Source organism: Streptomyces sp. NPDC047061 (genome assembly GCF_040643955.1).
GTDB lineage: Bacteria > Actinomycetota > Actinomycetes > Streptomycetales > Streptomycetaceae > Streptomyces.
In genome coordinates, this window is record NZ_JBEYVI010000012.1 from 86,534 (window position 1) to 109,988 (window position 23,455).

General features: G+C 72.2%; 23 protein-coding genes, 2 tRNA genes and 1 pseudogene. 17 read left to right on the forward strand and 9 right to left on the reverse strand.

All coding sequences use genetic code 11. From position 1 onward, the window contains the following. Nucleotides 1–45: 45 nt before the first annotated feature. From ABZ887_RS19390 to ABZ887_RS19405, 4 genes are all read left to right on the forward strand, one after another. Nucleotides 46–119, forward strand: a tRNA-Pro gene (locus tag ABZ887_RS19390). 246 nt (nt 120–365) lie between these two features. Beyond that, entirely contained in the window at nt 366–1,274 is a 909-nt protein-coding gene (locus ABZ887_RS19395; protein WP_361290693.1) for a TIGR01777 family oxidoreductase, read from the forward strand. Between the two features lie 61 nt (nt 1,275–1,335). Then, nucleotides 1,336–3,483, forward strand: a complete 2,148-nt coding sequence (locus ABZ887_RS19400) for a SpoIIE family protein phosphatase (protein WP_361290696.1) — start codon at nt 1,336–1,338, stop codon at nt 3,481–3,483. Between the two features lie 83 nt (nt 3,484–3,566). Further along, a complete protein-coding gene (locus ABZ887_RS19405; RefSeq protein WP_361290699.1) occupies nt 3,567–4,079 on the forward strand; it encodes a PadR family transcriptional regulator in 513 nt (170 codons plus the stop codon). A 42-nt stretch (nt 4,080–4,121) separates the two neighbouring features. On the opposite strand, the gene ABZ887_RS19410 is transcribed toward ABZ887_RS19405, so the two are convergent. From ABZ887_RS19410 to ABZ887_RS19425, 4 genes are all read right to left on the reverse strand, one after another. Next, the gene (locus ABZ887_RS19410; RefSeq protein WP_361291052.1) at nt 4,122–4,649 is read right to left on the reverse strand and encodes an NUDIX hydrolase family protein; all 528 of its coding nucleotides are present in this window, start codon (nt 4,647–4,649) and stop codon (nt 4,122–4,124) included. Between the two features lie 42 nt (nt 4,650–4,691). After that, nucleotides 4,692–5,834 (reverse strand): amidohydrolase family protein, encoded by a 1,143-nt coding sequence (locus ABZ887_RS19415; protein ID WP_361290702.1) that lies wholly within the window; start codon nt 5,832–5,834, stop codon nt 4,692–4,694. Further along, nucleotides 5,834–7,237, reverse strand: a complete 1,404-nt coding sequence (locus tag ABZ887_RS19420; protein WP_361290705.1) for a glutamine synthetase family protein — start codon at nt 7,235–7,237, stop codon at nt 5,834–5,836. The genes ABZ887_RS19415 and ABZ887_RS19420 overlap by 1 nt, the downstream gene beginning before the upstream one ends. A 113-nt stretch (nt 7,238–7,350) precedes the next feature. Then, a complete protein-coding gene (locus ABZ887_RS19425; protein WP_361290707.1) occupies nt 7,351–8,238 on the reverse strand; it encodes an SDR family NAD(P)-dependent oxidoreductase in 888 nt (295 codons plus the stop codon). Between the two features lie 71 nt (nt 8,239–8,309). On the opposite strand from ABZ887_RS19425, the gene ABZ887_RS19430 reads away from it, so the two are divergent. From ABZ887_RS19430 to ABZ887_RS19455, 6 genes are all read left to right on the forward strand, one after another. Beyond that, nucleotides 8,310–9,242 carry a LysR family transcriptional regulator gene (locus ABZ887_RS19430; protein ID WP_361290709.1) on the forward strand — a complete coding sequence of 311 codons (933 nt, stop codon included), beginning with the start codon at nt 8,310–8,312 and terminating at the stop codon, nt 9,240–9,242. Between the two features lie 157 nt (nt 9,243–9,399). Beyond that, the gene (locus ABZ887_RS19435) at nt 9,400–10,173 is read left to right on the forward strand and encodes a sulfite exporter TauE/SafE family protein (RefSeq protein ID WP_361290712.1); all 774 of its coding nucleotides are present in this window, start codon (nt 9,400–9,402) and stop codon (nt 10,171–10,173) included. A gap of 122 nt (nt 10,174–10,295) precedes the next feature. Beyond that, nucleotides 10,296–10,460, forward strand: a complete 165-nt coding sequence (gene rpmG, locus ABZ887_RS19440) for a 50S ribosomal protein L33 (RefSeq protein WP_046728127.1) — start codon at nt 10,296–10,298, stop codon at nt 10,458–10,460. Nucleotides 10,461–10,495: 35 nt separating this feature from the next. After that, entirely contained in the window at nt 10,496–10,756 is a 261-nt protein-coding gene (locus ABZ887_RS19445; RefSeq protein ID WP_361290716.1) for a type B 50S ribosomal protein L31, read from the forward strand. 35 nt (nt 10,757–10,791) lie between these two features. Further along, a complete protein-coding gene (ykgO, locus tag ABZ887_RS19450; protein ID WP_046728129.1) occupies nt 10,792–10,914 on the forward strand; it encodes a type B 50S ribosomal protein L36 in 123 nt (40 codons plus the stop codon). Between the two features lie 123 nt (nt 10,915–11,037). Continuing rightward, nucleotides 11,038–11,784 (forward strand): cobalt-precorrin-6A reductase, encoded by a 747-nt coding sequence (locus tag ABZ887_RS19455; RefSeq protein ID WP_361290719.1) that lies wholly within the window; start codon nt 11,038–11,040, stop codon nt 11,782–11,784. A 12-nt stretch (nt 11,785–11,796) separates the two neighbouring features. On the opposite strand, the gene ABZ887_RS19460 is transcribed toward ABZ887_RS19455, so the two are convergent. The 3 genes from ABZ887_RS19460 to ABZ887_RS19470 form a co-directional block, all read right to left on the reverse strand. After that, nucleotides 11,797–13,878: an MDR family MFS transporter gene (locus ABZ887_RS19460; protein WP_361290722.1), complete on the reverse strand. Its 2,082-nt coding sequence runs from the start codon at nt 13,876–13,878 to the stop codon at nt 11,797–11,799. Nucleotides 13,879–13,939: 61 nt separating this feature from the next. Continuing rightward, complete coding sequence (gene cobF / locus ABZ887_RS19465; protein WP_361290725.1) at nt 13,940–14,722, reverse strand: precorrin-6A synthase (deacetylating); 783 nt, start codon at nt 14,720–14,722, stop codon at nt 13,940–13,942. A 45-nt stretch (nt 14,723–14,767) separates the two neighbouring features. Then, nucleotides 14,768–15,289: a DUF309 domain-containing protein gene (locus ABZ887_RS19470; RefSeq protein ID WP_361290728.1), complete on the reverse strand. Its 522-nt coding sequence runs from the start codon at nt 15,287–15,289 to the stop codon at nt 14,768–14,770. 106 nt (nt 15,290–15,395) lie between these two features. Between ABZ887_RS19470 and ABZ887_RS19475 the strand changes: the two genes are divergently transcribed. The 3 genes from ABZ887_RS19475 (at nt 15,396) to ABZ887_RS19485 (ending at nt 18,644) form a co-directional block, all read left to right on the forward strand. Continuing rightward, nucleotides 15,396–15,469, forward strand: a tRNA-Pro gene (locus tag ABZ887_RS19475). A 561-nt stretch (nt 15,470–16,030) separates the two neighbouring features. Continuing rightward, complete coding sequence (locus tag ABZ887_RS19480; RefSeq protein ID WP_361290731.1) at nt 16,031–17,596, forward strand: metallophosphoesterase family protein; 1,566 nt, start codon at nt 16,031–16,033, stop codon at nt 17,594–17,596. 232 nt (nt 17,597–17,828) lie between these two features. Beyond that, on the forward strand, nt 17,829–18,644 hold the full coding sequence (locus tag ABZ887_RS19485; protein WP_361290734.1) for an SAM-dependent methyltransferase: 816 nt from the start codon (nt 17,829–17,831) through the stop codon (nt 18,642–18,644). Nucleotides 18,645–18,965: 321 nt separating this feature from the next. Here ABZ887_RS19485 and ABZ887_RS19490 read toward each other — a convergent pair whose 3' ends face one another. Further along, on the reverse strand, nt 18,966–19,652 hold the full coding sequence (locus tag ABZ887_RS19490; RefSeq protein WP_361290737.1) for an alpha/beta hydrolase: 687 nt from the start codon (nt 19,650–19,652) through the stop codon (nt 18,966–18,968). A gap of 267 nt (nt 19,653–19,919) precedes the next feature. Between ABZ887_RS19490 and ABZ887_RS19495 the strand changes: the two genes are divergently transcribed. The 3 genes and pseudogenes from ABZ887_RS19495 (at nt 19,920) to ABZ887_RS19505 (ending at nt 21,782) form a co-directional block, all read left to right on the forward strand. Continuing rightward, nucleotides 19,920–20,198 (forward strand): FG-GAP repeat protein, encoded by a 279-nt coding sequence (locus ABZ887_RS19495; protein WP_361290740.1) that lies wholly within the window; start codon nt 19,920–19,922, stop codon nt 20,196–20,198. A 319-nt stretch (nt 20,199–20,517) separates the two neighbouring features. Next, a pseudogene (locus ABZ887_RS19500) lies at nt 20,518–21,159 on the forward strand (epoxide hydrolase); the annotation flags it as partial. Between the two features lie 89 nt (nt 21,160–21,248). Continuing rightward, a complete protein-coding gene (locus ABZ887_RS19505) occupies nt 21,249–21,782 on the forward strand; it encodes a hypothetical protein (protein WP_361291061.1) in 534 nt (177 codons plus the stop codon). Between the two features lie 24 nt (nt 21,783–21,806). On the opposite strand, the gene ABZ887_RS19510 is transcribed toward ABZ887_RS19505, so the two are convergent. After that, nucleotides 21,807–22,334, reverse strand: a complete 528-nt coding sequence (locus tag ABZ887_RS19510) for a MarR family winged helix-turn-helix transcriptional regulator (protein ID WP_361290743.1) — start codon at nt 22,332–22,334, stop codon at nt 21,807–21,809. A gap of 72 nt (nt 22,335–22,406) precedes the next feature. Between ABZ887_RS19510 and ABZ887_RS19515 the strand changes: the two genes are divergently transcribed. Further along, nucleotides 22,407–23,321 (forward strand): NADP-dependent oxidoreductase, encoded by a 915-nt coding sequence (locus ABZ887_RS19515; RefSeq protein ID WP_361290746.1) that lies wholly within the window; start codon nt 22,407–22,409, stop codon nt 23,319–23,321. The last annotated feature ends 134 nt before the right edge of the window (nt 23,322–23,455 follow it).

Here is a 23,455-nt window from a genome sequence, read left to right on the forward strand (position 1 = left end):
TTTCCTTGCGCGTTTCGACCGGGGAAACTCCAGGTCAAACGGCACCGGGACGTGGCGCAGCTTGGTAGCGCACTTGACTGGGGGTCAAGGGGTCGCAGGTTCAAATCCTGTCGTCCCGACTTGCTGATGAGCAGGTCAGGGTGTGTGTCGGAGTCTTCGGATCCTGATGCGCACCCTTGATTGTTTTCCGGCATCCGCGTGCGACGGGCGTGCGTTCGGTCCGTCGTGAGCGACGCACCAAGTGGGAGTGATGCCGCACTGGTTGACGTCGATGATCCGGCTGCTTATGTCCTGCGGACATCCGTTCCGCGTACTCTGGCGACGAGAGTTTGAACTCTCAAACAAATCGCTCATCGGAGAACGTCATGCGCGTCGCGATCACCGGGTCCACCGGACTCATCGGCTCCGCCCTCACCCGTTCCCTCCTTGCCGACGGCCACCGCGTGCTGCGCCTGACCCGCGGGCGGACCGCGGCCCGCGCGGCCGACGGGAGCGAATCCGCGCCGTGGGAGCCCGGCGCCCGGCTGGACCCGGCCGTCCTGGACGGTGTCGACGCCGTGGTGCACCTGGCCGGAGCGGGGGTCGGCGACCGGCGCTGGACCGCGGCGTACAAGCAGGAGATCAGCCTCAGCCGCCTCCAGGGGACGCGGACCGTCGCCGAGGCCTGTGCCGAGGCCGCCGTACCGCCCCGGGTGCTGATCTCGGCCTCGGCCACCGGCTACTACGGCGACACCGCGGACCGCGTCGTCACGGAGTCCGACCCGGCCGGAAGCGACTTCCTGGCCTCCGTCTGCGTCGGCTGGGAGGCCGCCGCCGCGCCGGCCGCACAGGCCGGCGTCCGGGTCGTGCACCCGCGCACCGGCCTCGTGGTCTCCGCGGACGGCGGCGCCTGGGGCAGGCTCTTCCCGCTCTTCCGGTTCGGCCTCGGCGGCCGGCTCGGCTCCGGAGACCAGTTCTGGCCGTTCATCTCACTGCCCGACCACATCGCCGCCCTGCGCCACGCGATCGACCACGACGACCTCGCCGGCCCCGTCAACTTCACGGCCCCCGAGCCGCTCACGAACCGCGAGATCACCCGGGCGACGGGCCGGATCCTGCACCGGCCCACCCTCGCCGCCGTGCCGGCCTTCGCACTGCGGATCGTCCTCGGCGAGTTCTCCGAGAGCATCACGGGCAGCTGCCGGGCCGTTCCTGCCGGTCTGCTCAAGGCGGGTTTCACCTTCCGGCAGCCCGGCATCGACGAGGCGCTGCGCGCCGCACTGTCCCGGGGGTGACCGGCCCGACCGGGTCCGCCGGTCCGGTGGTCGCTCCGACCTGCCGCGTTAACCTGTCGTTATGTGCCCGAACCGTCCGGAGGGGGCCGAACCCGAGTCGTCCCCGGCCGTGGGGGCGCGGGCGAGGGCACTGGCGCTGGCCCTCCGGCAGGCGGCGGCGGGTGTCGGGGGACAGGGGGCCCTCCTGCACCGGTGGGACCCCGGGGCGGGCCGGCTGACCCTGGTGGCGGTGGACGGTGTCGACGCCGAGGCGGCGAGACCCTGGGCGGAGCTGCGCGAGGAACAGGACGTACCGCCGTCCCGGGCGCTGCGGCGCGGCGTCCTCGTGCAGGTGGCCGGGGACGGCCTCGGGACCGGCGCCGCCGGCACGGTGGCCCTCCCGCTGATCGGGACCGAAGGGCCCGTCGGTGCGCTCTCCGTCCTGCTGCCCGGAACCGGCGGGCCCGACGACGTCCAGCTGTCCTTCCTGCACGCGGTGGCGGCCTGGACCGCCGAGCGCCTGGAGCACGCCGCCGGGAGGCAGGCACACCGGGAGCCCGGGCCCGGTCACGGGCGCACGGCCCGGACGGTGGAGCTGACCGCGACCCTTGCCGAGGCCGTGACGGTCGAGGACGTCGTACGGGCCGTGGCGCAGCACGTCCTGTCCCCGTTCGGAGCCGACGGGCTGGTCGTCTCCGTGTTCGAGGACGGCAGGCTGACCAGGGTCGGCGAGGTCGGCTACCCGGAGGACTACCTCAAGCGGTTCGAGGGCCCGCTCAAGACCGGCATGCCCGTCACCGACGTGCTGCGCACCCGCAGGCCGCAGTTCATGGAGTCACCGGCCCAGATGTACGAGCGCTACCCGGCCGTCACCGACAAGATCCTGATGGGGACCTCGCCGAAGATGGCGTGGGCGTTCCTGCCGCTGATCGCCTCCGGGCGGGCCGTCGGGGTGTCGGTCCTCTCCTACAACCAGCCGCGCCCCTTCGACGAGGAGGACCGCACCCACCTGACCACCCTCAGCGCCCTGGTCGGTCAGGCACTGGAGCGGGCCCGCCTGTACGACCTCGAACATGCCCGCGCCCAGGAACTGCAGAGCGCCCTGCTGCCCCGGACCCTGCCGCGGCTGCCCGCCGCCGTCGCGGCCGCGCGCTATCTGCCGGCGGGCCGCGGCGAACAGGTGGGCGGCGACTGGTTCGACGTGATCCCGCTCTCCGCCGACCGGGTCGCCCTGGTGGTCGGCGACGTGATGGGCCACGGCATCGCCGAGGCCGCCACCATGGGCCGGCTGCGCACCGCCGTACGCACCCTCGCCGACCTCGACATGGCCCCGGACGAACTGCTGGGCCACCTCAACGACCTGGTCAGCGACCTCGGCGAGGACTTCTACGCCACCTGCCTCTACGCCGTCTACGACCCGGTCGGCCGCACCTGCTGCTACTCCCTCGCCGGGCATCCGCCGCCGGTGTTCGTGCATCCCGACGGCACCGTCCGGAGCCCCGTCGTGAGCCCCGATCCGCCGCTCGGCGCCGCCACCCCGCCGTTCGCCGTGCACGAACTCCCGCTCCCGGACGGGAGCCTGGTCGTCCTGTGCACCGACGGGCTCATCGAATCCGACGCCCAGGACGCCGAGCAGGGCCTGGCCGAGCTGGTGCGCGTCCTGGGCGGCGCCGGGGTCCGCCTGGCCCGCTTCGGCGGCGCCGACCAGGAGGAGGACGTCCGGGGCGTGGAGGAGCTGTGCGACACGGTCGTCGAGGAGCTGCTGCCGGACCGGGAGCACACCAACGACGACGCGGCCCTGCTCATCGCCCACACCCGGGCCCTGCCCGCCGGCGACATCGCCTCCTTCGGTCTGCCCGACGACCCCCGGGCGGCCGGCCAGGCCCGGGAGATCGTCCGCGACCAGCTCTCCCGGTGGGGCCTGGACGACCTGTCGATGACGACCGAACTCCTGGTGAGCGAGCTGGTCGGCAACGTGATCCGGCACGCCAAGGGCCCCATGCGGCTACGGCTGCTGCGCAGCCGCATCCTGACCTGCGAGGTCTACGACGGCAGCCTCAGCACCCCGCGCATCCGCCACGCCACCTACACCGACGAGGGCGGCCGCGGCCTCCAGCTGGTCGCCGCCCTGTCCCGGCGCTGGGGCGCCCGCTACCTCAGCGACGCCAAGTGCATCTGGACCGAGCAGGAGATCCCGAACGGCTCCCACTGCCGAGAGCCCAGAGCCTGACATTCCAGTTGACATTCCAGTATCGACAGGTCGAAGCAAAGATGTCTTACCGGATCTGTCAATGTTGGATTTACGATGGAGGCATGAGCCTTCGCCACGCACTCCTCGGACTCCTCGTCGACCGCCCCGCCAGCGGCTACGACCTGCTGAAGCTGTTCGACACCTCGCTGGCGCACGTCTGGCCGGCCACCCAGAGCCAGGTCTACGGGGAGCTGAACCGGCTCGCGGAGGCCGGACTGGTCGACGTGTCCGCCGAGGGCCCGCGCCGCCGCAAGGAGTACCGGGTCACGGAGGAGGGGCTCAAGGAACTGCGGGAGTGGCTGGTGGCCCCGACGCAGCAGCAGCCGCGCCGCAGCGAACTGCTGCTCAAGGTTTTCTTCTTCAACCTGGGCTCGGACGAGCAGGCCCGCGCGGTCCTCGCCGAGCGGGCGGAGCTGGCCGGGGACTACCACGACCGGCTCGCGGAGCTGAGAACCGAACTGGAGCAGGACGAGGGGCCGTTGACCGCCAACGGCCGGATCGCCCTGGAATACGGCCTGCGCTGGGCCGAGATGGAGCGGGAGTGGGCCCGCTGGGCCGCCGAACAGCTCGGCTGAACGCCGTCGGCGGCACACCGGCCCGGTGCCCGGGGCGACCCCCTAGCTCACGAACCCCACATGGGCCAGCGCCTGCTTCAGCAGCACCCCGTGGCCGCCGGGCATCTCGCCCTGCAGGGCCTCGGACACCGCCTCCTGCGGGCTGACCCATACCAGGTCGAGGGCGTCCTGCCGGGGCCGGCAGTCACCGGTCACCGGCACGATGTAGGCCAGCGACACCGCGTGCTGACGCGGGTCGTGGTACGGGGTGACGCCCAGCGTCGGGAAGTACTCGGCCACCGTGAACGGCTGCAGCGAGGTCGGCACCCGGGGCAGGGCGACCGGGCCGAGGTCCTTCTCCAGATGGCGCAGCAGGGCGTCGCGGACCCGCTCGTGGTGCAGGACCCGGCCGGAGACCAGGGTCCGGCTGACGGTTCCGTCCGGGCCGATGCGGAGCAGCAGTCCGATGCTGGTGACTTCGCCGCTGTCGTCGACGCGTACCGGCACGGCCTCCACGTACAGGATCGGCATACGGGCGCGAGCCATCTCCAGCTCGTCGGAGGACAGCCAACCGGGCGTGGTTTCGGTCATGTCAGACATTGCTTGATCATACTTTCCGGGTGGGGCGCGCGGTCAGTCGCGGCCGGGGTCGGATGCGGGAAGTCCGTAGAGGCGACGGGCGTTGTCACGTCCTGTCCAGGCGGCGATCCGCACCGCGTCGGTCGGGCTCAGTTCGTCGGCGTCCACCCGGTCCTGGAGCATTCCGGCCAGTCCCTGCCGGAAGGAGAGCGCGCCGAGGTGGTGGAACTCGGCCACACCATAAGCGTCCGAGCTGTACAGGAGTTTGCGGAACGGGGTGATCTCCATCGCCTCCGCCAGGACCGCCCCGGCCCGGGCCGGGCCCACGTGGTGCAGCGTGAGGCCGACGTCGAGGTGCACATGCTCGAACACCGCGGCCAGGTAGGCGGCTTGGCGCTGGTAGGGCCAGCAGTGCAGCAGGAGCACCGGGACGGTGCCCACGGTCAGCCGCAGCCAGTCGGTGAGCAGGGCCGGGTCCGCGTGGTGCAGCCGCAGGTCCGAGTCGCCGAAACCGGCGTGGAGCTGGAGCGGCAGCCCGAGTCCGACGGCGGTCCACAGCAGATGGCGCATCAGCACCGGGTCCGTGAGCCTGCCGCCCCGGGCGAACCACAGCGCGGCCGCGCGCGTCACCTCGGCGTACGTCGGCCGGGCCGGGTCCAGGGCGAAGCCGGTGCGGTAGGCGGCCACCGACTTGACCGCGACCACACCCGGCCGCCGTACCGCCTCCTCGGCCGCCGCCCGGAAGGCGGCCGCGTACCCGGACGCGTCGATGCCCTGCGCGGCGACCGACTCGGCGACGCTCTCCAGCCGTACGACCTCGTAGGCACGCGCGCCGGCCGCCGCCGCGAGTTCGGCGGGGGAGGTGACCGGGTGCGGGGCGTAGCCGGTGTCCACGCAGAACGTCTCCGTGTGCGCGGCCGCCAGGAACCGGCGGTTGACCTCCTGCCAGCCCAGTTCGGCCCGGCGCGCCAGGTAGTCGGCGGCGGGCGCGTGCCGGTCCAGGCCGAGCAGCGGCGCGCAGTGCCGTCGTACGGCGATGCCGGCCGGGCTGTCGAACGGCGACACGCCCGGCCAGGCCGCACCCTCGGTCAGCAGCGACTCGAACTCCGGCCCGGTGAGGTCGGCGGTGACCGCGCCGTGGCAGTGGTGGTCGACGAGGGGGAGCGCGTCCAGGGCTTCCCGGACCGGTCCCGGCATCAGTACTTCCAGCGGTAGGCCGCCGCCACCCCGGCGTCGTCCAGGCCGGCGACGGACCCCGTCTCGCCCTCGCGCACGGCGATCACCGCGTCGGCGAGGACCGGGCCGAGCGCGGTGCGCAGCACCTCGTTCTCGCGGAACTCCTCGACGGCCTGGGGGAGCGAGGTCGGCAGCCGGCGCACCCCCCGGGCCACCGCCTCGTCCGGGATCAGCCGGGCCGGGTCGTCGGTGACCTCCTCGGGCAGCGGCGCGGCCGAGGCGAGCCCGTCGAGTCCGGCGGCGATGGCGCAGCCGAGGGCCAGATACGGGTTGGCGGCCAGGTCGACCGGCTTGATCTCCAGGTTGGCGTCGTGGGTCTGGTGGCCGGCCGTGCCGGTGACGACCCGGACTCCGGTCTCGCGGGTCTCCCGGCCCCAGGCCGTGAAGACGCCCGCCCACTGGGAGGGTTTGAGCCGCAGGTAGCTGGCCGGGCTCGGCGCGGTCACCGCCGTCAGCGCGGGCAGGTGCGTCAGCAGCCCGGCGATGAAGGACTCCGCCGCGGCCGTCATGCCGTACCGGGCGTCGCCCCCGGCGTGCAGGTTGACGCCGTGGCGCCAGAGCGAGAGATGGAGGTGGCCGCCGTTGCCGACGCCCCGCTCGGCGACGGCCGGGGCGAAGGAGGCGCGCAGGCCGTGCTTCTGCGAGACGGCGCGGACGGTGTGCCGTACCAGCACGCTCTGGTCGGCCGCCGCCAGCGGGTCCAGGGCGCCGGTGGAGAGCTCGAACTGGCCGGGCGCGTACTCCGGGTGGAACTGGGCGACCGGCACCTCCTGCTTCTCCAGGGCCCCGAGCAGGTCGGCGGCGTAGTCGCTCAGCTCGATCTGCCGGGCGGCGCCGTACGCCGGGCCCGACGTGGCCGGCACGAACTCGTCGGCCGGTGCCGCGGCCCGGCCGAGCGTCCACTCGATCTCGATGCCCGCCCTGAAGGTGACGCCGTGCCGGTCCTCGGCGTCGGCGACGACCCTGCGCAGGAAGGCGCGGCTGCACCCGGGGTGCCGGTCGCCCTCCTGGGTGAGCCGGTCGACGGGGGCCCAGGCCCAGCCGGGCTGCCCGGCCAGCACCACCAGCCGGTCCAGGTCCGGGTAGAGGCGCAGGTCGCCGTCGGGCGAGCCGAGGACGTCGGTACGCACGATCGCGTCGTTCGCCAGGAAGGTGTCGAACACCGGGGACATGCCGACACCCCAGGCCACCGCCGGCTGCAGCCCCTGCCAGGGGACGGTTTTCACCCTGCAGATCCCGGCGGTGTCCACATAGGCCAGTACGATCCCGCGCACACCCTGCGCGGACAGCTCGTGGGCGAGGGCATGGGCCCGGGCGAGATCGCCGGGGCTCCCACCGGGTACCGGGTCGACCAGGGGTGGCATACGACGTCCTCCTCGACGGGCTCGGATGCACGCGTCCCGGTCAGCGTTTCACGGCGACCGCGCCGAACTGCGCTACCGGCGCCGGGGAGTCGGCCCCGGCGGCCCGTCGCCGCTCACGGTGTCACGAGACGGTCCTGCTCCACCGGAGGCGTGCCCTCGTGCCAGGGCAGCGGCTTTCCGAAGCGGACCAGCTCGCCGTAGAGAGCGGGGTCCACCTGTTCGGCGAAGACCAGGTCGAGCACCGCACGGGCGGCCTCGGCGGGGGACTGGGCCCCGCTGAAGTCGCTGAACCAGGGACGGGACGTGGCGGTGTCGACCATGCCGGGGCAGACGGAGGCGACCAGGGTGCCGCCGGCCAGGTCCTGCTCCCGGCGGTCGGCGGCGACCGCGCGGACGGCGGCGACCTGGGCCACCTTCGAGGGCACGTTCAGCCAGACCGGCCAGCCCGCCTCCGTGGCGGTCCGGTTGTGGACGGCGCTGCGCCAGGACTCGACGGCGTACTCGACCTGGTCGAGGCTCGCGCCGTCGAACAGGTGGTGCAGCCGCGGGTCGAGGTGGCCGAGGGTGCCGAGCGAACTGGCGACCACCAGCAGCCGGCCGCCCGGGCGCAGGACCGCGCCGAAGGAGCGCAGGACCGCCTGGGTGGCGGTGTTCGAGACGTCGATGAACTCGTCGGCCCGCTCGGACTGCGAGTCCCCGGGCAGCACCCGGGCGACCGCGTTGGAGATGACGATGTCCACCCCGCCGTGGCGGACCCGGAGGTCTTCGGCGAGCCGGGCGATCGCGTCGGTGTCGGTGACGTCCAGGACCCGGCCCTCGACCCGGGCGCGGGTCCCGGGCCGGCCGGCGACCTCGACGGCGGCGTCCGTCACGCGGCCGTGGTCGCGTCCGGTGAGCAGGACCAGGTCGTCGGGGTCCAGCCGGGCGGCGAGTCCTTCGACGAGGGCACGGCCGAGACCTTGGTTCGCGCCGGTGACCAGGGCGATGCGGGAAGCGTTCATGCGTCCCACGCTAGGAACGAGGCCGTCATGAGTCCAACGAAAGTTGCGCACGGCTAGCATGCGTAAACATCATGGACTTCAACGATGTGTCACTGACCGCGCTGCGGGTCTTCCGCGCGGTCGCCGAACAGGGGACCTTCACCGCGGCCGCCGCCTCGCTGGGCTACACCCAGTCGGCGGTGTCCCGGCAGGTCGCCGCGATCGAGCGGGCGGCGGGCGCGGAGCTGCTGGAGCGGCGGCGCGACGGGGTACGGCTCACCGCGGCCGGCCGCGTCGTCATGCGGCGCGCGACGACCGTGCTCGACGAGATCGAGGCGACCGCGAGGGAACTGTCCGGGCTGCCCGGAGAGGCCGGGACGGTCCGCCTCGGCTGGTTCCCCACCGCGGGCGCCGTCCTGGTCCCCCGCGCCCTGACCGCGCTCCGCCGGACGGATCCCGGACTCCGGGTCGTCGGCCGCGAGGGCACCACCCCCGCACTGGTACGTGCCCTGCGTGCGGGCAGCATCGACCTGGCCCTGCTCGCCTCGGCGCCCCCGTTCCGGGCACCGGACGCCGAATCGCCCCCGCTGGTGCTCCAGACCCTCACCGAACGCGCCCTGTGTCTCGCGCTGCCGGCCGGGCATCCCCTGGCCCGCGGCGACTACGTCGACGTGGCCGACCTGCGCGGGCAGCGCTGGATCGTCGGCTCCGCGTCCGGGGAGGACCGGCTGATGGGCGTGTGGCCGGGCCTGGACGAGCGGCCGGAGATCGCCCACGTCGCGCGGGACTGGCTGGCCAAGCTCCGTCTCGTCGCCGCCGGCTGCGGGCTGACCACCATTCCGGGCGCCCTCGTCTCCGCCGTGCCGCCGGGGGTCCGGATCCTGCCGGTGCGCGGCGGGCCCCAGGAGCAGCGCCGCCAGCTCCTGGCCCGGCTGCCGCACCCGCCGGCCGAGGCGGTCACCCGGGTGGCGGCCGCCCTGCGGGCGGCGGCGCTCGACGCGGACGGACCGGACGGGCCCAAGTAGGTCCTCCGAGGGCCTGGTTGCGGCGACCGGCGGGCTTGGTTGCGGCGCCCGGCAGCGAAGGCGGCCCGGCCTGGCGGCCGGACGGCCCGGTGCCGGGACCGACCAGCGAGACGCTACTTACACCATCGGGTTGTCCGGACATAACATCGGTCCCCGCATGAACACGATGACGCTCTGGCACATATCCGGCTGGGAGTTCGCCGCCCTGGCACTCGCCGCCCTGCTCGTCGGCTTCTCCAAGACCGCCGTCAGCGGGGCCAACACCGTCAGCCTCGCCATCTTCGCCGCGGTCCTCCCGGCCCGCGCCTCCACCGGTGTCCTGCTCCCGCTGCTCATCGCGGGCGACGTGCTGGCCGTGGCGACCTACCGCAGGCACGCCCACTGGCCCACGCTGTGGCGGCTGTTCCCGGCGGTCGCGGCCGGCGTGGTGATCGGCACGCTGTTCCTGGTCTGGGCCGACGACGGCGTCGTACGGACCTCGATCGGCGCGATCCTGCTGCTGATGGCCGGGGTCACGCTGTGGCGGCGCCGCACGGCCGACCGCCCCGACGACCCGGACGCGGTCACCACCCGGGCGGGCCGGGTGAAGGCCGGTTCGTACGGCGTGCTCGGCGGCTTCACCACGATGGTCGCCAACGCGGGCGGCCCGGTGATGTCGATGTACCTGCTGTCGGCCGGCTTCCGGAAACTCGGCTTCCTGGGCACCTCGGCGTTCTTCTTCCTGATCGTGAACGTCTCCAAGGTCCCCTTCAGTGCCGGCCTCGGCCTGATCGACGGCCACTCGCTGCTCCTCGACGCCGCGCTCGTCGCGTTCGTCGTCCCCGGCGCGTTCATCGGCAAGTGGGCCGTGCACCGGATCAACCAGCGGCTGTTCGAGCAGCTGGTCATCGCGGCGACGATCGTCGGCGGCCTCCAGCTCCTCCTGCGCTGACCGGTCCGGCCGGTCCGACCGGTCCGGGAACCCGGGAATGCGACGGCGGGGGGCGTTGTTGGACAGGTCGTGAATGACATGCCCGGATCAAGGATCCCGGGTGTGGGCGAAAGGAGGACCTCATGGCACGCAGCACCGCGCGTCCCGTCGTCAGGCTGAAGTCGACGGCCGGGACCGGCGTCACCTACGTGACCCGCAAGAACCGCCGGAACGACCCCGACCGGCTGGTCCTGCGCAAGTACGACCCGGTGGCCGGCGCGCACGTCGACTTCCGCGAAGAGCGCTGAAGCCGAACGCACCGACGACCCAGAGAGGAAACCCCATGAAGGCCCGCATTCATCCCGCGTCCCGGCTCGTGGTCTTCCGGGACCGCGCCGCCGACACGGCGTTCCTGACCCGCTCGACCGCCGACTCGTCCCGGACGGTCGAGTGGGAGGACGGCAACACCTACCCGCTGATCGACGTGGAGATCTCGTCCGCGTCGCACCCCTTCTACACCGGCAGGGCGCGGGTCCTGGACAGCGCCGGCCGAGTGGAGCGTTTCGAGCGCCGTTACGGCCGCTCCGCCGCCGTCCGCGGCTGACCCGGCCCGGTGACCGACCCGAGGAGAACAGAACCATGAAGGTGCGCAAGTCCCTGCGCTCACTGAAGGCCAAGCCCGGCGCCCAGGTGGTCCGCCGACGCGGCGTGGTCTACGTGATCAACAAGAAGGACCCCCGCTTCAAGGCCCGCCAGGGCTGACGGAGGTCGCGTCCCACGACGGCCGCCCGGCGATCTGGCCGGGCGGCCGTCGCGCGTCACGGCGTCGGCCGGTCGCCCGCCCCGCGGCCTCGCTCCCTGCGAAGGACCCCGTACCCTCGCCCCATGTCCCCGCACGTCCTGATCCTCGGCGGTACCGCCGAGGCCCGCCGGCTGGCCACCGAGTTGTCGGGGCGCCCCGGAGTCCGTGTCACGACCTCGCTCGCGGGCCGGGTCGCACGGCCGGGCTCGTTGGCCGGCGAGGTGCGGATCGGCGGGTTCGGCGGGGCGGCCGGCCTCGCCGACTGGCTGCGCGAACACCGCGCGGACGTGCTGGTGGACGCCACCCACCCGTTCGCCGAGACGATCACCGCCAACGCGGCGGCCGCCGCCCGGGCCACCGGAATCCCCTCCGTCGTCCTGCGCCGCCCCGGCTGGCGGCCGCGCCCCGGCGACGACTGGCACCCGGTCCCGTCCCTGCCCGCGGCGGCCGCCGCCCTGTCCCGCTTCGGCCCCCGCGTCCTCCTCACCACCGGCCGCCTCGGCCTGTCCGCCTTCGCCCACCTGAGCGACCGGCACTTCGTCGTACGCTCCGTGGAGCCCCCCGAACCCCCCATGCCCCGGCACACCGAAGTGCTGCTGGCGCGCGGGCCGTTCACCGTCGCCGACGAGACCGCACTGCTGCAGGGGAACCTGATCGACGTCCTGGTCACGAAGGACAGCGGGGGAGCGGCCACGGCCGCCAAACTCACGGCCGCACGGGAGCTGGCGCTGCCCGTGGTCGTCGTACGGCGGCCCTCGCTGCCGGACGGCGTGACGGCGGTGCCGGACGTCGCCGGCGTACTGGAGCGGCTGGGGCTCGGCCCCGCGTGAACGCCCCGGGCGTCAGACCGTCCTGGTGGCGGGCGCCAGGTCCGCCGTCTGTTCGGACAGCCCGTCGGTCAGGTCCTCGACCAGCAGCCGTTTGCCGATGGTGTCGACGGCGGCCCGCAGGTCGGCGCCCGAGGGGCGGCCCAGGTCCTGCTGGACGCGGTCCTTCAGCCAGCTGCCCCACGCCTCCCCGAGGACCCGGGCCTCGTGGTCGCCGGCCTCGGTGAGGGACAGGAAGGAGCCGGTACGGGTGAGGCAGCCCTCGTCGACCATGCGGTCGAAGACGGGCAGCAGGACCTCCGGGGGCACCCGGCGGCGGGCGGCGATCAGGCCGAGGTTGCCGTGGCCGACCAGCCGGGTGTGCAGTTCGACCTGCATCACGGCCCAGGCGCCGGCCACGTCCAGCCGGGTGCCGGACCCGCCGATGATCCGGCGCGCGGTCTCCAGGTCCGCCCGGCCGATGATCTTCGCGACGGCCGCCTCCAGCACCCGCTGCGAGTCCGGTCCGTGCGGCGAGGCGAAGCCCTCGCCCATGTCGGTGGAGCCGAGCCGGGCGCTGTCCCGCAGCTGGACCTCCTTGAGGAACAGGGCCACCACGAACCCGACGGCCGCGACCGGCACGGTCCACAGGAACACGGTGTGGATGGTGTCGGCGTACGCCTGGATGATCGGCTCGGCGGCGGCCGCGGGCAGCCGGTGGAGGCCTTCGGGGCTGGTGGCCGCCTTGCCGATGACCGCCGGGCCCAGCGCGCTCGCCCTGTCGGCGGCGGCGATCCCGTCCGCCAGGTTCGGCTTCAGCGCGTTGGTGTAGATGGTGCCGAAGACGGCCGTACCGAACGAACTGCCCAGCGTACGGAAGAAGGTGACGCCCGAGGTCGCGGTGCCCAGGTCGGTGTACTCGACGGTGTTCTGCACGGCGATCGTCAGCACCTGCATGGACAGACCGATGCCGGTGCCGAGCACGAACATGTACAGCGACTCCAGCCAGGCCCCGGTGCCCGGCCCCATCAGGGACATCAGGTAGAGACCGGCGCCCATGACCGCGGAGCCGATGATCGGGAAGACCCGGTACCGGCCGGTCCTGCTCACCACGTTGCCGCTGAAGACGGACGCGATGAGCAGGCCGATCACCATCGGCAGGGTCCGCACGCCCGAGACCGTCGCCGAGTCGCCGTCGACGTACTGGAGATAGCTCGGCAGATAGGTCATCGCGCCGAGCATGGCGAAGCCGACGACGAAGCTGAGGATCGAGCAGACCGTGAAGACCGGGTTGCCGAACAGCCGCATCGGCAGCATCGGTTCCCGTGCCCGGGTCTCCACCCAGCAGAACAGCGCGAGCGCCACCGCGCCGCCGGTGAACAGGCCGACGACGGTGCCCGAGGCCCACGGGTACTGGTTGCCGCCCCAGCTCGTCGCCAGGATGAGCGAGCTCGCGCCGACCGCGACCAGCGCGATGCCCAGGTAGTCGATGACCGGCTTCGCCGCCGACTTCACCACCGGGATGGTGCGGGCGGCCGCGGCCACCACGACGATCGCGACGGGCACGTTGACGTAGAACGCCCAGCGCCACGACAGGTGGTCGGTGAACAGCCCGCCGAGCAGCGGTCCGACGACCGTGGCCACGCCGAACACCGCACCGATCGCGCCCTGGTACTTGCCGCGCTCCCGCAGCGGGATGACGTCGGCGATCAGTGCCATCGCGGTCACCATCAGCCCGCCGGCGCCGATGCCCTGCATCGCCCGCCAGGAGATCAGCAGCGACATGTTGGTGGCCAGACCGCACAGGAACGAGCCGGTGATGAAGACGATCGCCGAGACCTGGAAGACCACCTTGCGGCCGAACAGGTCGCCGAACTTGCCGACCAGGACGGTCGCCACGGTCTCCGCGAGGAGGTACGAGGTGACCACCCACGACATGTGCGCGGCACCGCCCAGGTCCGACACGATCGTCGGCAGCGCGGTGCCCACGATCGTCTGGTCCAGGGCCGCGAGCAGCATCCCCAGCATGATCGTCACGAAGACGACGTTGCGCCGGCGGGGGTCCAGCACGGGCGGCTGGGACGCGTCGGGCAGGACGGACTCCTGGGTCTCTGTCACGAGGTCACCTTCACACTGGTGGGCTACCGTCGCATACCGGAAGGAGCCACCCGGGTACCGCTCAGCCCTCCTTCGGAACCTCCGGGTGGCGGCGCAGCAGATACGTGTCCATGATCCAGCCCTTGCGCTCGCGTGCCTCGGCCCGCAGCCGCTCGATGCGCGGGCCGGCCTCGGCGATCGGACCGGAGACCAGGATCTCGTCCGGGGTGCCGAGGTACGCGCCCCAGTAGATGTCGATGTCCTCGTCCGCGTACCGGCGGAAGGCCTGGTGCGCGTCGAGCATCACCACCACGTCGTCCACCCCGTCCGGCAGCCCCTCGGAGAGGCGCCGGCCGGTGGTGATCTGCACCGGCCGGGCCACCCGGTTCAGCCCCGTGCGGTGGCGGGCCGCCAGCGCCGAGACGCTGCTGATCCCGGGCACCACGTCGTACCCGAACCGCACCGTGCCCCGGGCCAGCACCTCCTCCAGGATCGCCAACGTGCTGTCGTACAACGACGGATCGCCCCACACCAGGAAGGCGCCGGTCTGCGCCTCGCCCAGCTCCTCGCGGATCAGCCGCTCGTAGATGTCCGCGCGGGCGGTGCGCCAGTCGCCGACGGCCGGCGAGTACGCCCCGCCGCCCGCGGCCCGGTCCCGCTCCGGGTCCCGCGCCTCGACCAGCCGGTAGCCGCCGTCCGGTATGTGCGTGTCGAGCATGTGCCGGCGCAGCTGTGTCAGGTCGCTCTTGACCTCGCCCTTGTCGAGGAGGAAGAACACGTCCGTGCCCTTCAGCGCCCGGACCGCCTGGAGGGTGAGCTGGTCGGGGTCGCCCGCGCCGATACCGATGACATGAATCTTTCGCACGTCCCCGAGTCTGCCGCATGCCACTGACAGCGGGTCACCCCGGTACTACCGGGAGCCGCGCAGCCGGGGCGCCTCACCCTTCGCGTCGACCTTCGTACCGACGCTCCCGGCGCCGCCCTCCACCCGCCCGGCCAGCTCCCGCGCCCACCGCGCGAGCCCGTCGACGTCCATCCCGTACGGCCGCGGCCCCCCGCCCCCGGCCGCCCACTCCTCCACCGCATCCGCGCCGCGCCGCAGCAGCCGCGCCCCGCCGGTCACGTTCCCGCGGGCCGCGTGCGTCAGCCCCACCGCCAGCTGGGCGAGCCCCCGCCACAGCGTCCGCTCCGCCTCGGGCCCCGACTTCCAGGCGTCCTCGAACACCTCGTGCGCATGGAACGGCTTCCCGGCGTCCAGCAGCGCCTGAGCCTCGGCGACCGTCTCCTCCGGGGTCCGCACGATCCCCTCGGGCTGTCGCTCGACGCCCGGTGCGCCGTACGGCAGCGGCCGCCCCAGCCCGTCGCGCGGCCGGGCGCTGCGCGCCCGCCCCTCGGCGTCCCGGTCCCGTGCCCCTGCTTCCGCATCTCCCATGCGACCGATTGTCCCTCCGCCGCCGCCCGTCCTCTTTCTGCCCTCCCAGGGACGTGGGGTAAGGTGCTGTTCGAGCGATCACGCGGGTCACCGCGAGCGAGCGCATCGGGACGTGGCGCAGCTTGGTAGCGCACTTGACTGGGGGTCAAGGGGTCGCAGGTTCAAATCCTGTCGTCCCGACTGGAGACAGTCGCAGGTCAGGGCCGGTTTCGGAGGCGTCCGAAACCGGCCCTTGATCATTCTTGGGGACCGGTTGGGGACCGGAGCCCTTGACCGGCTACTCGTGCCCGGCCTCGCATGATCTTTCGTACCGGTGCCGCCGCAGCGATCGCGGGGCGAGCTTTACGCGGCCATCCGACGTGACGTCCCGCACCGGGACACCGAACCGTCGCGGAGACCCTGTACCGACGAGATGGCGCGCGGGACTTGCGGCGTCGGCCTCATCACGATTGACGGGAGCGCGCCCGAACACCCCAACCGGGCCAAGGCAGTAGCCAGGCCGCCGGGAATTGCCGTCCGTTGCGGTGACCGCCATCTGGCGTTCACACCTGTCCCACCGCTCCGGTCGACCTTGCTTCCTAGCGTCCGTGAGTGCGCGCACCGCTGACCTGCCGGAGCCCGCTGTCAGGTTCGGAGCGCTGCTGCCCGGTCGGTGTGCGACTGCACCCGACGACGCGAAAGGCCCCTGGAATGTCCGAAGAATCCAAGCAAACCAGAATCTCTCGTCGCAACGCGCTCGGCATGTTCGGCGCGACAGTGTCCGGCGCCGCCGCCGGCCCACTGGTCCTCGGCGCCGGAACCGCCGAGGCGGCCCCGGCGAAGTCGGAGGTCACCGGTCTCACCACCGGCTCGGCCACCACCCCCGTCCAGGGCCTGCACCTGACCTTCGGCGCCGACCCGCGCAGCCAGATGGTCGTCTCGTGGGTCACCGACGCGGCCGTCAAGAACCCGCGGGTCGTCTACGGCACGCTGAGCGGCGGCTTCGGCTCCACAGCGCACGCGACGACGAAGACCTACGTGGACGGCACCTCCGGGCGGACCGCCTGGGTCCATCACGCGCTGATCAGCAAGCTCAGGGCCGACACCGACTACCTGTACGCGGCCCAGCACGACGGCGCCACCCCCGACGCCGGCACCTTCCACACGGCGCCGTCCGGCCGAGCTCCGTTCACCTTCACCAGCTTCGGCGACCAGGGCACGCCCAGTGTGACGTGGAAGACCGGGGCGAACCCGGCCGACGCCTCGGGCCGGGACTTCGAGCCCAACGCCACGCCCGCCGCCGCCGACATCGTCACCGGCATCGAGAAGGTCGGCCCGCTGTTCCACCTCCTCAACGGTGACCTCTGCTACGCCAACACCGGGCCCGACCGCATCCGCGTCTGGCACGACTTCCTCACCAACAACAGCCGCTCGGCGCGATTCCGTCCGTGGATGCCGGCCGCGGGCAACCACGAGATCGAGCTGGGCAACGGCAAGCTCGGTCTCGACGCGTACCAGACCTACTTCGAGCTGCCCTCGACCGAGACCCAGCCCGAACTCGACAACCTCTGGTACTCCTTCACCGTCGGCTCGGTGAAGGTGATCTCCCTGCAGAACGACGACATCGCCCTGCAGGAGGGTGGCGACATCTACATCAACGGCTACTCCGGTGGCCGGCAGCTCGCCTGGCTGGAGAAGGAGCTCAAGTCGGCACGGGCTTCGAAGGACATCGACTGGATCGTCATCTGCATGCACCAGGTGATGATCAGCTCGGCGACCGCCGCGAACGGCCCCGATGTCGCGCTGCGTGCGGCGTACGGCCCGCTGTTCGACAAGTACGGCGTCGACCTGGTGGTCTGTGGCCACGAGCACGACTACGAGCGCTCGTTGGCGGTGCGCGGCGTCGTCCCCGGCAGCGTCACCCTGACGCCCAACCCGAGCCAGTCCGCACTCGACGTGATCGAGAGTGAGCACGGCACGACGCACATGGTCCTCGGCGGTGGCGGCGTGTCCGGCGTCACCAACAACAGCTTCACCACCGACGACGCCGACGGTCACGGGCATCACTCGGCGTACGTCCAGATGGAGCACGTCGGCAAGTTCAACTCGGTCAAGGAGAAGGAGACGGCGGTCTGGATCGGCGTCCGCGACGCTGAGCATCCGTACGGCTTCGCCGAGTTCGCCGTCGACCCGGGCCGTCACCCCGGTGACATGACCCGCATCCACGTCACCTACTACAACATCATCACGCCCACGGGCGAGCTGTCGGTCTTCGAGCAGTTCACGCTCCAACGCCGTCGTAGTGACGGCGGCCACGGCCAGCACTGACCCACCGCTACCGGCAGCAGCAGCCGTCAACGCCCGGGGCCGGGACGACCTCCCGGCCCCGGGCGCAACGACGCCACCGGACAAACCGTCCTACGCTCACTGCTCGCCTACGACCGCCGACCCAGACGATGGCGGTGTACGGCAGAATGACGCCCACCGATGTGCCATGGCGCAGCCGTGACCGCAAGTGCCCTGTTTCACGCGGTCCTTGGGCGTGCGAGGAGAGGAAGACGTGAGCGAGAACCAGAGCGCCACCGCCGCAGAGCAGCGACTCGACACCGGGACGGCGCACAACGCTCGCGTGTGGAACTACTGGCAGGGCGGCAAGGACAACTACGAGGTCGACCAGCAGGTAGGCGAACACGTTGCCGGAATGATCCCCGTCATCCGCGACATCGCGCGCGCCGACCGGGAGTTCCTTGGCCGCGCCGTGCGCTGTCTGGCGGAGGAGCACGGCATCCGTCAGTTCCTCGACATCGGAACCGGCCTGCCGGCCTTGGAGAACACCCACGAGATCGCCCAGCGGATCGCCCCCGAGTCGCGGATCGTGTACGTCGACAATGACCCCATCGTGCTCGCGCACGCCCGCGCCCTGCTGACCAGTGCCCCGGAAGGCGCCACCGACTACATCGACGCCGATGCGCACGACCCGGACACCATTCTGCGCATCGCCGGACGGACGCTCGACTTCACCAAGCCCACCGCACTCATGCTGCTCGGCATCCTCAACTTCGTCCTTGACGGTGACGAGGCGCGGGCCATCGCACGTCGGCTCGTGGAGGCGCTGCCCCCCGGCAGCTTCCTCGTACTGACCCACCCCACCACGGAACCCGAACTCGGCGGCGACCTCCAGCTGGAGGCGATGGAGTTCTGGAACGCCAACGCCAAACCGCCGGTCACCGCCCGCAGCAGCGAGGAGGTCGCCCAGTACTTCGACGGGCTCACACTCCTGGAGCCCGGGCTCGTGTCCTGCTCGCTGTGGCGGCCGGAGCCCGGCGAAGAGCCCATGGCGGTACCCCAGCTGGGAGCCGTGGCGCTGAAGCCGTGATCTCTCCTGGCGCCGGTCGACGCCGGCGCCGTTGACGTGCGAAGGCACCCGGATACGTCCGGCGACGGCGTACGACCGGGAGCCCTGCTGACGCTCTCCGCCCGAACCAGCGCCGCCACAGCCCGAGTGGGAAGGCTCTCGGGCGACCACTACGTCTCTCCGGGTGCCACCGACCGTGCGCTGCGCCGGTATCTGGTGGCGGCGCCGTCTGGCCGGCGTACGAGAAGCCGGATGAGGGGCCCGGCCCGAGCTGCGTCGGCGGTTCCGCAAGGACACCGTCTTCATGGTGGGCGGCACCTTGCTGCCCACCATGAACAGCCCTCAGGCGTCGAGGGACTTCGCGGCCTCACGGATCACGTCGAGGACGAAGTCGGGATGCGAGAGCATGGGAACGTGGCTGCTGGCCACGGGGCGGATTGTGGCGCCCATGCGCTCGGCGGCGGACCGCTCCAGGTCGGGGTGCACGGTGCGGTCGTTGTTCGCGACGATGTACCAGCTTGGCTTCGTCCGCCAGGCGGTGCCCGGAACCTGCTGGTTGAACAGGTCCGCCACCGGCACACCGCCCGTCGCCAGGACGAGCTTCTGCTCCGCTTCCGGGAGGTCGCCGCAGAAGTGCGGGAGGCCCGAGGGCTTGAGCCACACGCGGCCGTCAGCGACGTCGATGTGCTCGAAGATGGGCGTGCGGGGGAATTTGTCCTGCTGTTCCTGCGACGTCTCGTCCTCGTCCGGGGCGAGCGCGGCGATGTACACCAGAGCGCCGACGCGGTCGTGGGTGCCCGCTTTGGTGATCAGGGTCCCGCCGTAGGAGTGACCCACCAGCACGATCGGGCCGGGGACATGGTTGAGCGTGAAGTTGACGCACGCGACGTCGCTTTCGAGCGAGTCCAGGCCGTGCTGTGAGGCGAAGACCTCGTGCCCTTCAGCCTGGAGCTTGGGGATGAGCTTGTTGAAGCACGACCCGTCCGCCCAGAGTCCGTGGGCGAAGACAATGCTGGACTTGCCCGCCATGGCAGGTCCTCCTGCAGAGAGATTAAATGTGGAACATTGCGACATTTTGCCCATATAATGCCTGTTTTTGCTCGATGGTCAGGTCCGTTTCGGTGAGGCAGCCGTCTCTGCGAGGCCGCCGCGGTACTCGACGTGGTGCAGGCTGCGGCGGGGCACGGACCCCCGCCGTACCCCCGCGTCGGCATGCCCGGCAGGGGCACGGGACCACCGCCGACGCGGGGGCGGCGGTCGTGCTGTGGGGCTCCGTGAACGGGCTGCAGGCCTCCGGTGCTCTCGCAGCACTTCGACCAGGCGACCATCGGCGCCTCCGGCGACGACAAGACCGGCGACCGGTTCGGCGGTGTCCTTCGGCTCATCGACGCCGACAAGGACGGCAAGGCCGAGCTGATCGCCTCCGCGCCCGGCGGGGACACCGACGACGGCGCCGCCTGGGTCTTCCCCGGTGCGGGCAACGGCCCCGCCGGGAGCGGATCCTGGTCCTTCAGTGGCGGCAGCCTGAGCGCCCCCGTACCCGACGCCCGCTTCGGCGAGACCCTGGCCCCGTAGCGGCAGCGGCAGCAGTCGCCCGATGCGGACCGCACTCGGGCCGACGTCCTTGTGCCGAGGTGGCCTCCCGCGCGTCCCGGTGCCGGGAGGCCACCGCCTCTGCCCGGAGGCCGGCGCTGGGCACCGGCACCCTTCTCATTACGTGACACATCACGTAAGCTCTGGGCTCGGGGATGGCCGGAGGGGATGGTCCTGAGCGGTCTGGGGTGCCGGAGATCCGGGTCCGGGCGGCATGCGACGCCTTCGCCTTCCTGTCATGTATCCGACTGAACGATTCTCGGGAGCGTCCGTCATGACCGAACCCTTCACTCGCCGCGGCATGCTGCTCGCGACGCGAGCCGCGGCCCTGGCGGTCCCGGCCGGGGCCGCGCAGGCCGTCGCGGCGAGCTCCGCCGGCCCTGGCCGGCCGCCGGCCGACCTCGTCGGTGACCTGGGCGTGCCGCCGTCCGACAGCATCGTCCCGTTCAAGGTGCACGTCCCGCAGCGTGCCATCGACGATCTGCGCACCCGGCTCGCCGCCACCCGCCTGCCGGACCGGGAGACCGCCGCCGGCTGGGCACAGGGCGCTCCGCTGTCCAGGGTCCGGGACCTGGTGCGGTACTGGCACGACCACTACGACTGGCGGCGGCTGGAGCGTCGGCTGAACGGTCTCCCGCAGTTCCGCACCACCATCGACGGCCTCCCCTTCCACTTCATCCATGTGCGCTCGCGCCACCCCGGCGCCCTCCCCGTCGTGCTCACCCACGGCTGGCCGGGCTCGGTCCTGGAGTTCCTCGACGTCATCGGCCCGCTCACCGACCCCGTCGCCCACGGCGGCAGCGCCTCGGACGCCTTCGACGTCGTGATCCCGGCGCTGCCGGGCTTCGGCTTCTCCGGGAAGCCGACGGAGACGGGCTGGGGGCTGCCGAGGATCGCCAGGGCGTGGAACACCCTCATGACGCGACTGGGATACACGCGGTACGTCGCGCAGGGCGGGGACTGGGGCGCCGGCGTCACCACCTGGATGGCCGAGCAGCGGCCGGCCTCGCCGCCGTCCACCTCAACCTTCCGGTGCTGTTCGCCCCGCCGCCCCTGGCGGGCGACCCCACCCCCGCCGAACAGCAGGCGCTGGACCAGCTCAGTGCCTTCTCCGTCTACGGCTCCGCGTACGCGCTCGTGCAGGAGACCCGGCCGCAGACGATCGGGTACGGCCTGGCCGACTCGCCCGCCGGACAGGCGGCATGGATCTACGAGAAGCTCGGCCAGTGGTCCGACAGTGACCTCGACCCCGACCGGCTGTTCGGCCGTGACCGGATCCTGGACAACATCAGCCTCTACTGGCACACCGACACGGCCGCATCCTCGGCCCGGCTGTACGCCGAGAGCTTCGGCACCGACTTCCGCACGCTCGGGCTGGACGTGCCCGTCGGGGTCAGTGTGTTCCCCAAGGAGACCTACCGGGCGCCCAGGGTATGGGCCGAGCGCACGTACAGCCGGCTGTTCTACTGGAACGACGACATACCCAGGGGTGGCCATTTCGCGGCCTTCGAGCAGCCGGACCTTTTCGTGACCGAACTGCGCGACTGCTTCCGCGTTATTCGGTAGCGGAGGTGTCCGGGGAGGGGCCGGTCAGTCTTCCGCAGGCTGCCAGTCGGCGGGCGGCGGCAGCGTGCCCTGCTCGATGACGTTGGCGTACACGCTCTCCAGGGCCTCGGTGAGCGGCCCCAGGAGGCTGCTCGGCAACCCCTCGAAGAACAGGCGCCGGACGAGGTCGACATGTCCGGGCGCCGCCTCCCGGAGAGCGCGCCGCCCGCTGTCGGTGAGGGCCACCTCGGTGACCCGCCGGTCGGCGGCCGAGGGGCCGCAGGTCACCAGCTCCCTGGTGCTCATCCGTCGCACATGGTGGGACAACCGGCTGCGCTCCCAGCCGATGTGGGCCGCGAGCCTGGTGATCGACATCCGCCCTCCGTCGGCCACGCTCAGCGCCGTCACCACGTCGTAGTCGGGCAGCGACATACCGCTGTCCGCGACGAGCTGGCGGTTCATCTCGTACGACATCCGCAACTGGAGCCGGATGTAGGCCAGCCACGCCCGCTGCTGGTCACCGTCGAGCCATCCGCCCTCGGGGAGGGTCTCCCCCTTGCTGTTGCGTGACATGTCACCTAAGCTCTCTGTCGGCCGCTGTCGCGTGCCGTATCGACCCGACACCATCTCGCGGAGGCCGTCATCATGCCGTACGCATCGGTGCTCACCGGTTATGGGGCGCCCGAGGTGCTCACCTGGACTCCCGTCGCCCTGCCCGAGCCGGGACCCGGTCAGATCAGGATCCGGGTGCACGCGGCCGGGGTCGGCCCCACCGACCTCAAGATCCGCCGCGGAGACCTGCGGCAGGCGTTCCCGCTGCCGCCGTCAGCGGTCCTCGGCTTCGAGGCCGCGGGCACGGTCGACGCCCTCGGACCCGCCGTCACCGCAGTGGCGGCGGGCGACGAGGTCGCGGCCCTGCTGCCCGCCCTCGGCGGATACGGCGAGTACGCCCTCGCCTCCTCCTGGACGGCCAAGCCGGCCAACGTCGGCTCGGCCGACGCCGCGGCACTGCCGGCCTCGGCGGAAGCCGCCGTCGGCGTCCTGCGACAGCTGGGACTGACCGCGGGGGAGACGTTGCTCGTCCTCGGCGGAGCGGGCTCGGTCGGTCTCGTCGCCACTCAGCTGGCGCTGTCCCAAGGGGCCACGGTGATCGGTGCCACCGGTCCGCGCGACGAGGAGTTCGTCCGGGAACTCGGCGCGATCCCCGTCCGCTACGGGCCCGGCCTCGTCGCACGGGTGCGTGACATCGCGGACGTCGGCAAGGTGGACGCCGTCCTCGACGCCGGGGGGAAGGGCGGGCTCGGCGACGCCGTCGCACTCGCCGGCGGGCCCGCGAGGGTGATCACCCTCGCCGACGAACACGCGGCCGACTTCGGCGTCGCCTTCTCCGCGCCGACACCGGACCGGGCCCCGGACGCCCTCGACCGGACCATGCCGCTCCTGGCATCCGGCGAACTCCGGCTCCGCGCCCAACGGCTGCTGCCCCTGTCGGACGCGGCGCACGCACATGCCCTGCTGGAATCCGGTCAGGTGCGCGAGAAGATCGTTCTCACGGCGTGACAGACGCCGTCGAGTCGGCGATCCGGGGCACGTTCGAGGGCAACCGCGGTCGCCGGTGGGCACCGGCGAGGCGGCTCCCTCGGATTCGGTGGGGAGGGCGGGAGCCGGCCCGCGAAGCGACCGAACGGGCCGAG

What these genes read in the sequence shown, in the direction of transcription:
- ABZ887_RS19470 (WP_361290728.1), bottom strand. Translation starts at nt 15,289, where the DNA reads ATGGGAGATGCGGAAGCAGGGGCACGGGACCGGGACGCCGAGGGGCGG.
- ABZ887_RS19415 (WP_361290702.1), bottom strand. Translation starts at nt 5,834, where the DNA reads ATGCCGGGACCGGTCCGGGAAGCCCTGGACGCGCTCCCCCTCGTCGAC.
- ABZ887_RS19420 (WP_361290705.1), bottom strand. Translation starts at nt 7,237, where the DNA reads ATGCCACCCCTGGTCGACCCGGTACCCGGTGGGAGCCCCGGCGATCTC.
- ykgO (WP_046728129.1), top strand. Translation starts at nt 10,792, where the DNA reads ATGAAGGTGCGCAAGTCCCTGCGCTCACTGAAGGCCAAGCCCGGCGCC.
- rpmG (WP_046728127.1), top strand. Translation starts at nt 10,296, where the DNA reads ATGGCACGCAGCACCGCGCGTCCCGTCGTCAGGCTGAAGTCGACGGCC.
- ABZ887_RS19395 (WP_361290693.1), top strand. Translation starts at nt 366, where the DNA reads ATGCGCGTCGCGATCACCGGGTCCACCGGACTCATCGGCTCCGCCCTC.
- ABZ887_RS19435 (WP_361290712.1), top strand. Translation starts at nt 9,400, where the DNA reads ATGAACACGATGACGCTCTGGCACATATCCGGCTGGGAGTTCGCCGCC.
- ABZ887_RS19515 (WP_361290746.1), top strand. Translation starts at nt 22,407, where the DNA reads ATGCCGTACGCATCGGTGCTCACCGGTTATGGGGCGCCCGAGGTGCTC.
- ABZ887_RS19445 (WP_361290716.1), top strand. Translation starts at nt 10,496, where the DNA reads ATGAAGGCCCGCATTCATCCCGCGTCCCGGCTCGTGGTCTTCCGGGAC.
- ABZ887_RS19410 (WP_361291052.1), bottom strand. Translation starts at nt 4,649, where the DNA reads ATGACCGAAACCACGCCCGGTTGGCTGTCCTCCGACGAGCTGGAGATG.
- ABZ887_RS19480 (WP_361290731.1), top strand. Translation starts at nt 16,031, where the DNA reads ATGTTCGGCGCGACAGTGTCCGGCGCCGCCGCCGGCCCACTGGTCCTC.
- ABZ887_RS19510 (WP_361290743.1), bottom strand. Translation starts at nt 22,334, where the DNA reads ATGTCACGCAACAGCAAGGGGGAGACCCTCCCCGAGGGCGGATGGCTC.
- ABZ887_RS19490 (WP_361290737.1), bottom strand. Translation starts at nt 19,652, where the DNA reads ATGGCGGGCAAGTCCAGCATTGTCTTCGCCCACGGACTCTGGGCGGAC.
- ABZ887_RS19430 (WP_361290709.1), top strand. Translation starts at nt 8,310, where the DNA reads ATGGACTTCAACGATGTGTCACTGACCGCGCTGCGGGTCTTCCGCGCG.
- ABZ887_RS19400 (WP_361290696.1), top strand. Translation starts at nt 1,336, where the DNA reads ATGTGCCCGAACCGTCCGGAGGGGGCCGAACCCGAGTCGTCCCCGGCC.
- ABZ887_RS19405 (WP_361290699.1), top strand. Translation starts at nt 3,567, where the DNA reads ATGAGCCTTCGCCACGCACTCCTCGGACTCCTCGTCGACCGCCCCGCC.
- ABZ887_RS19455 (WP_361290719.1), top strand. Translation starts at nt 11,038, where the DNA reads ATGTCCCCGCACGTCCTGATCCTCGGCGGTACCGCCGAGGCCCGCCGG.
- ABZ887_RS19425 (WP_361290707.1), bottom strand. Translation starts at nt 8,238, where the DNA reads ATGAACGCTTCCCGCATCGCCCTGGTCACCGGCGCGAACCAAGGTCTC.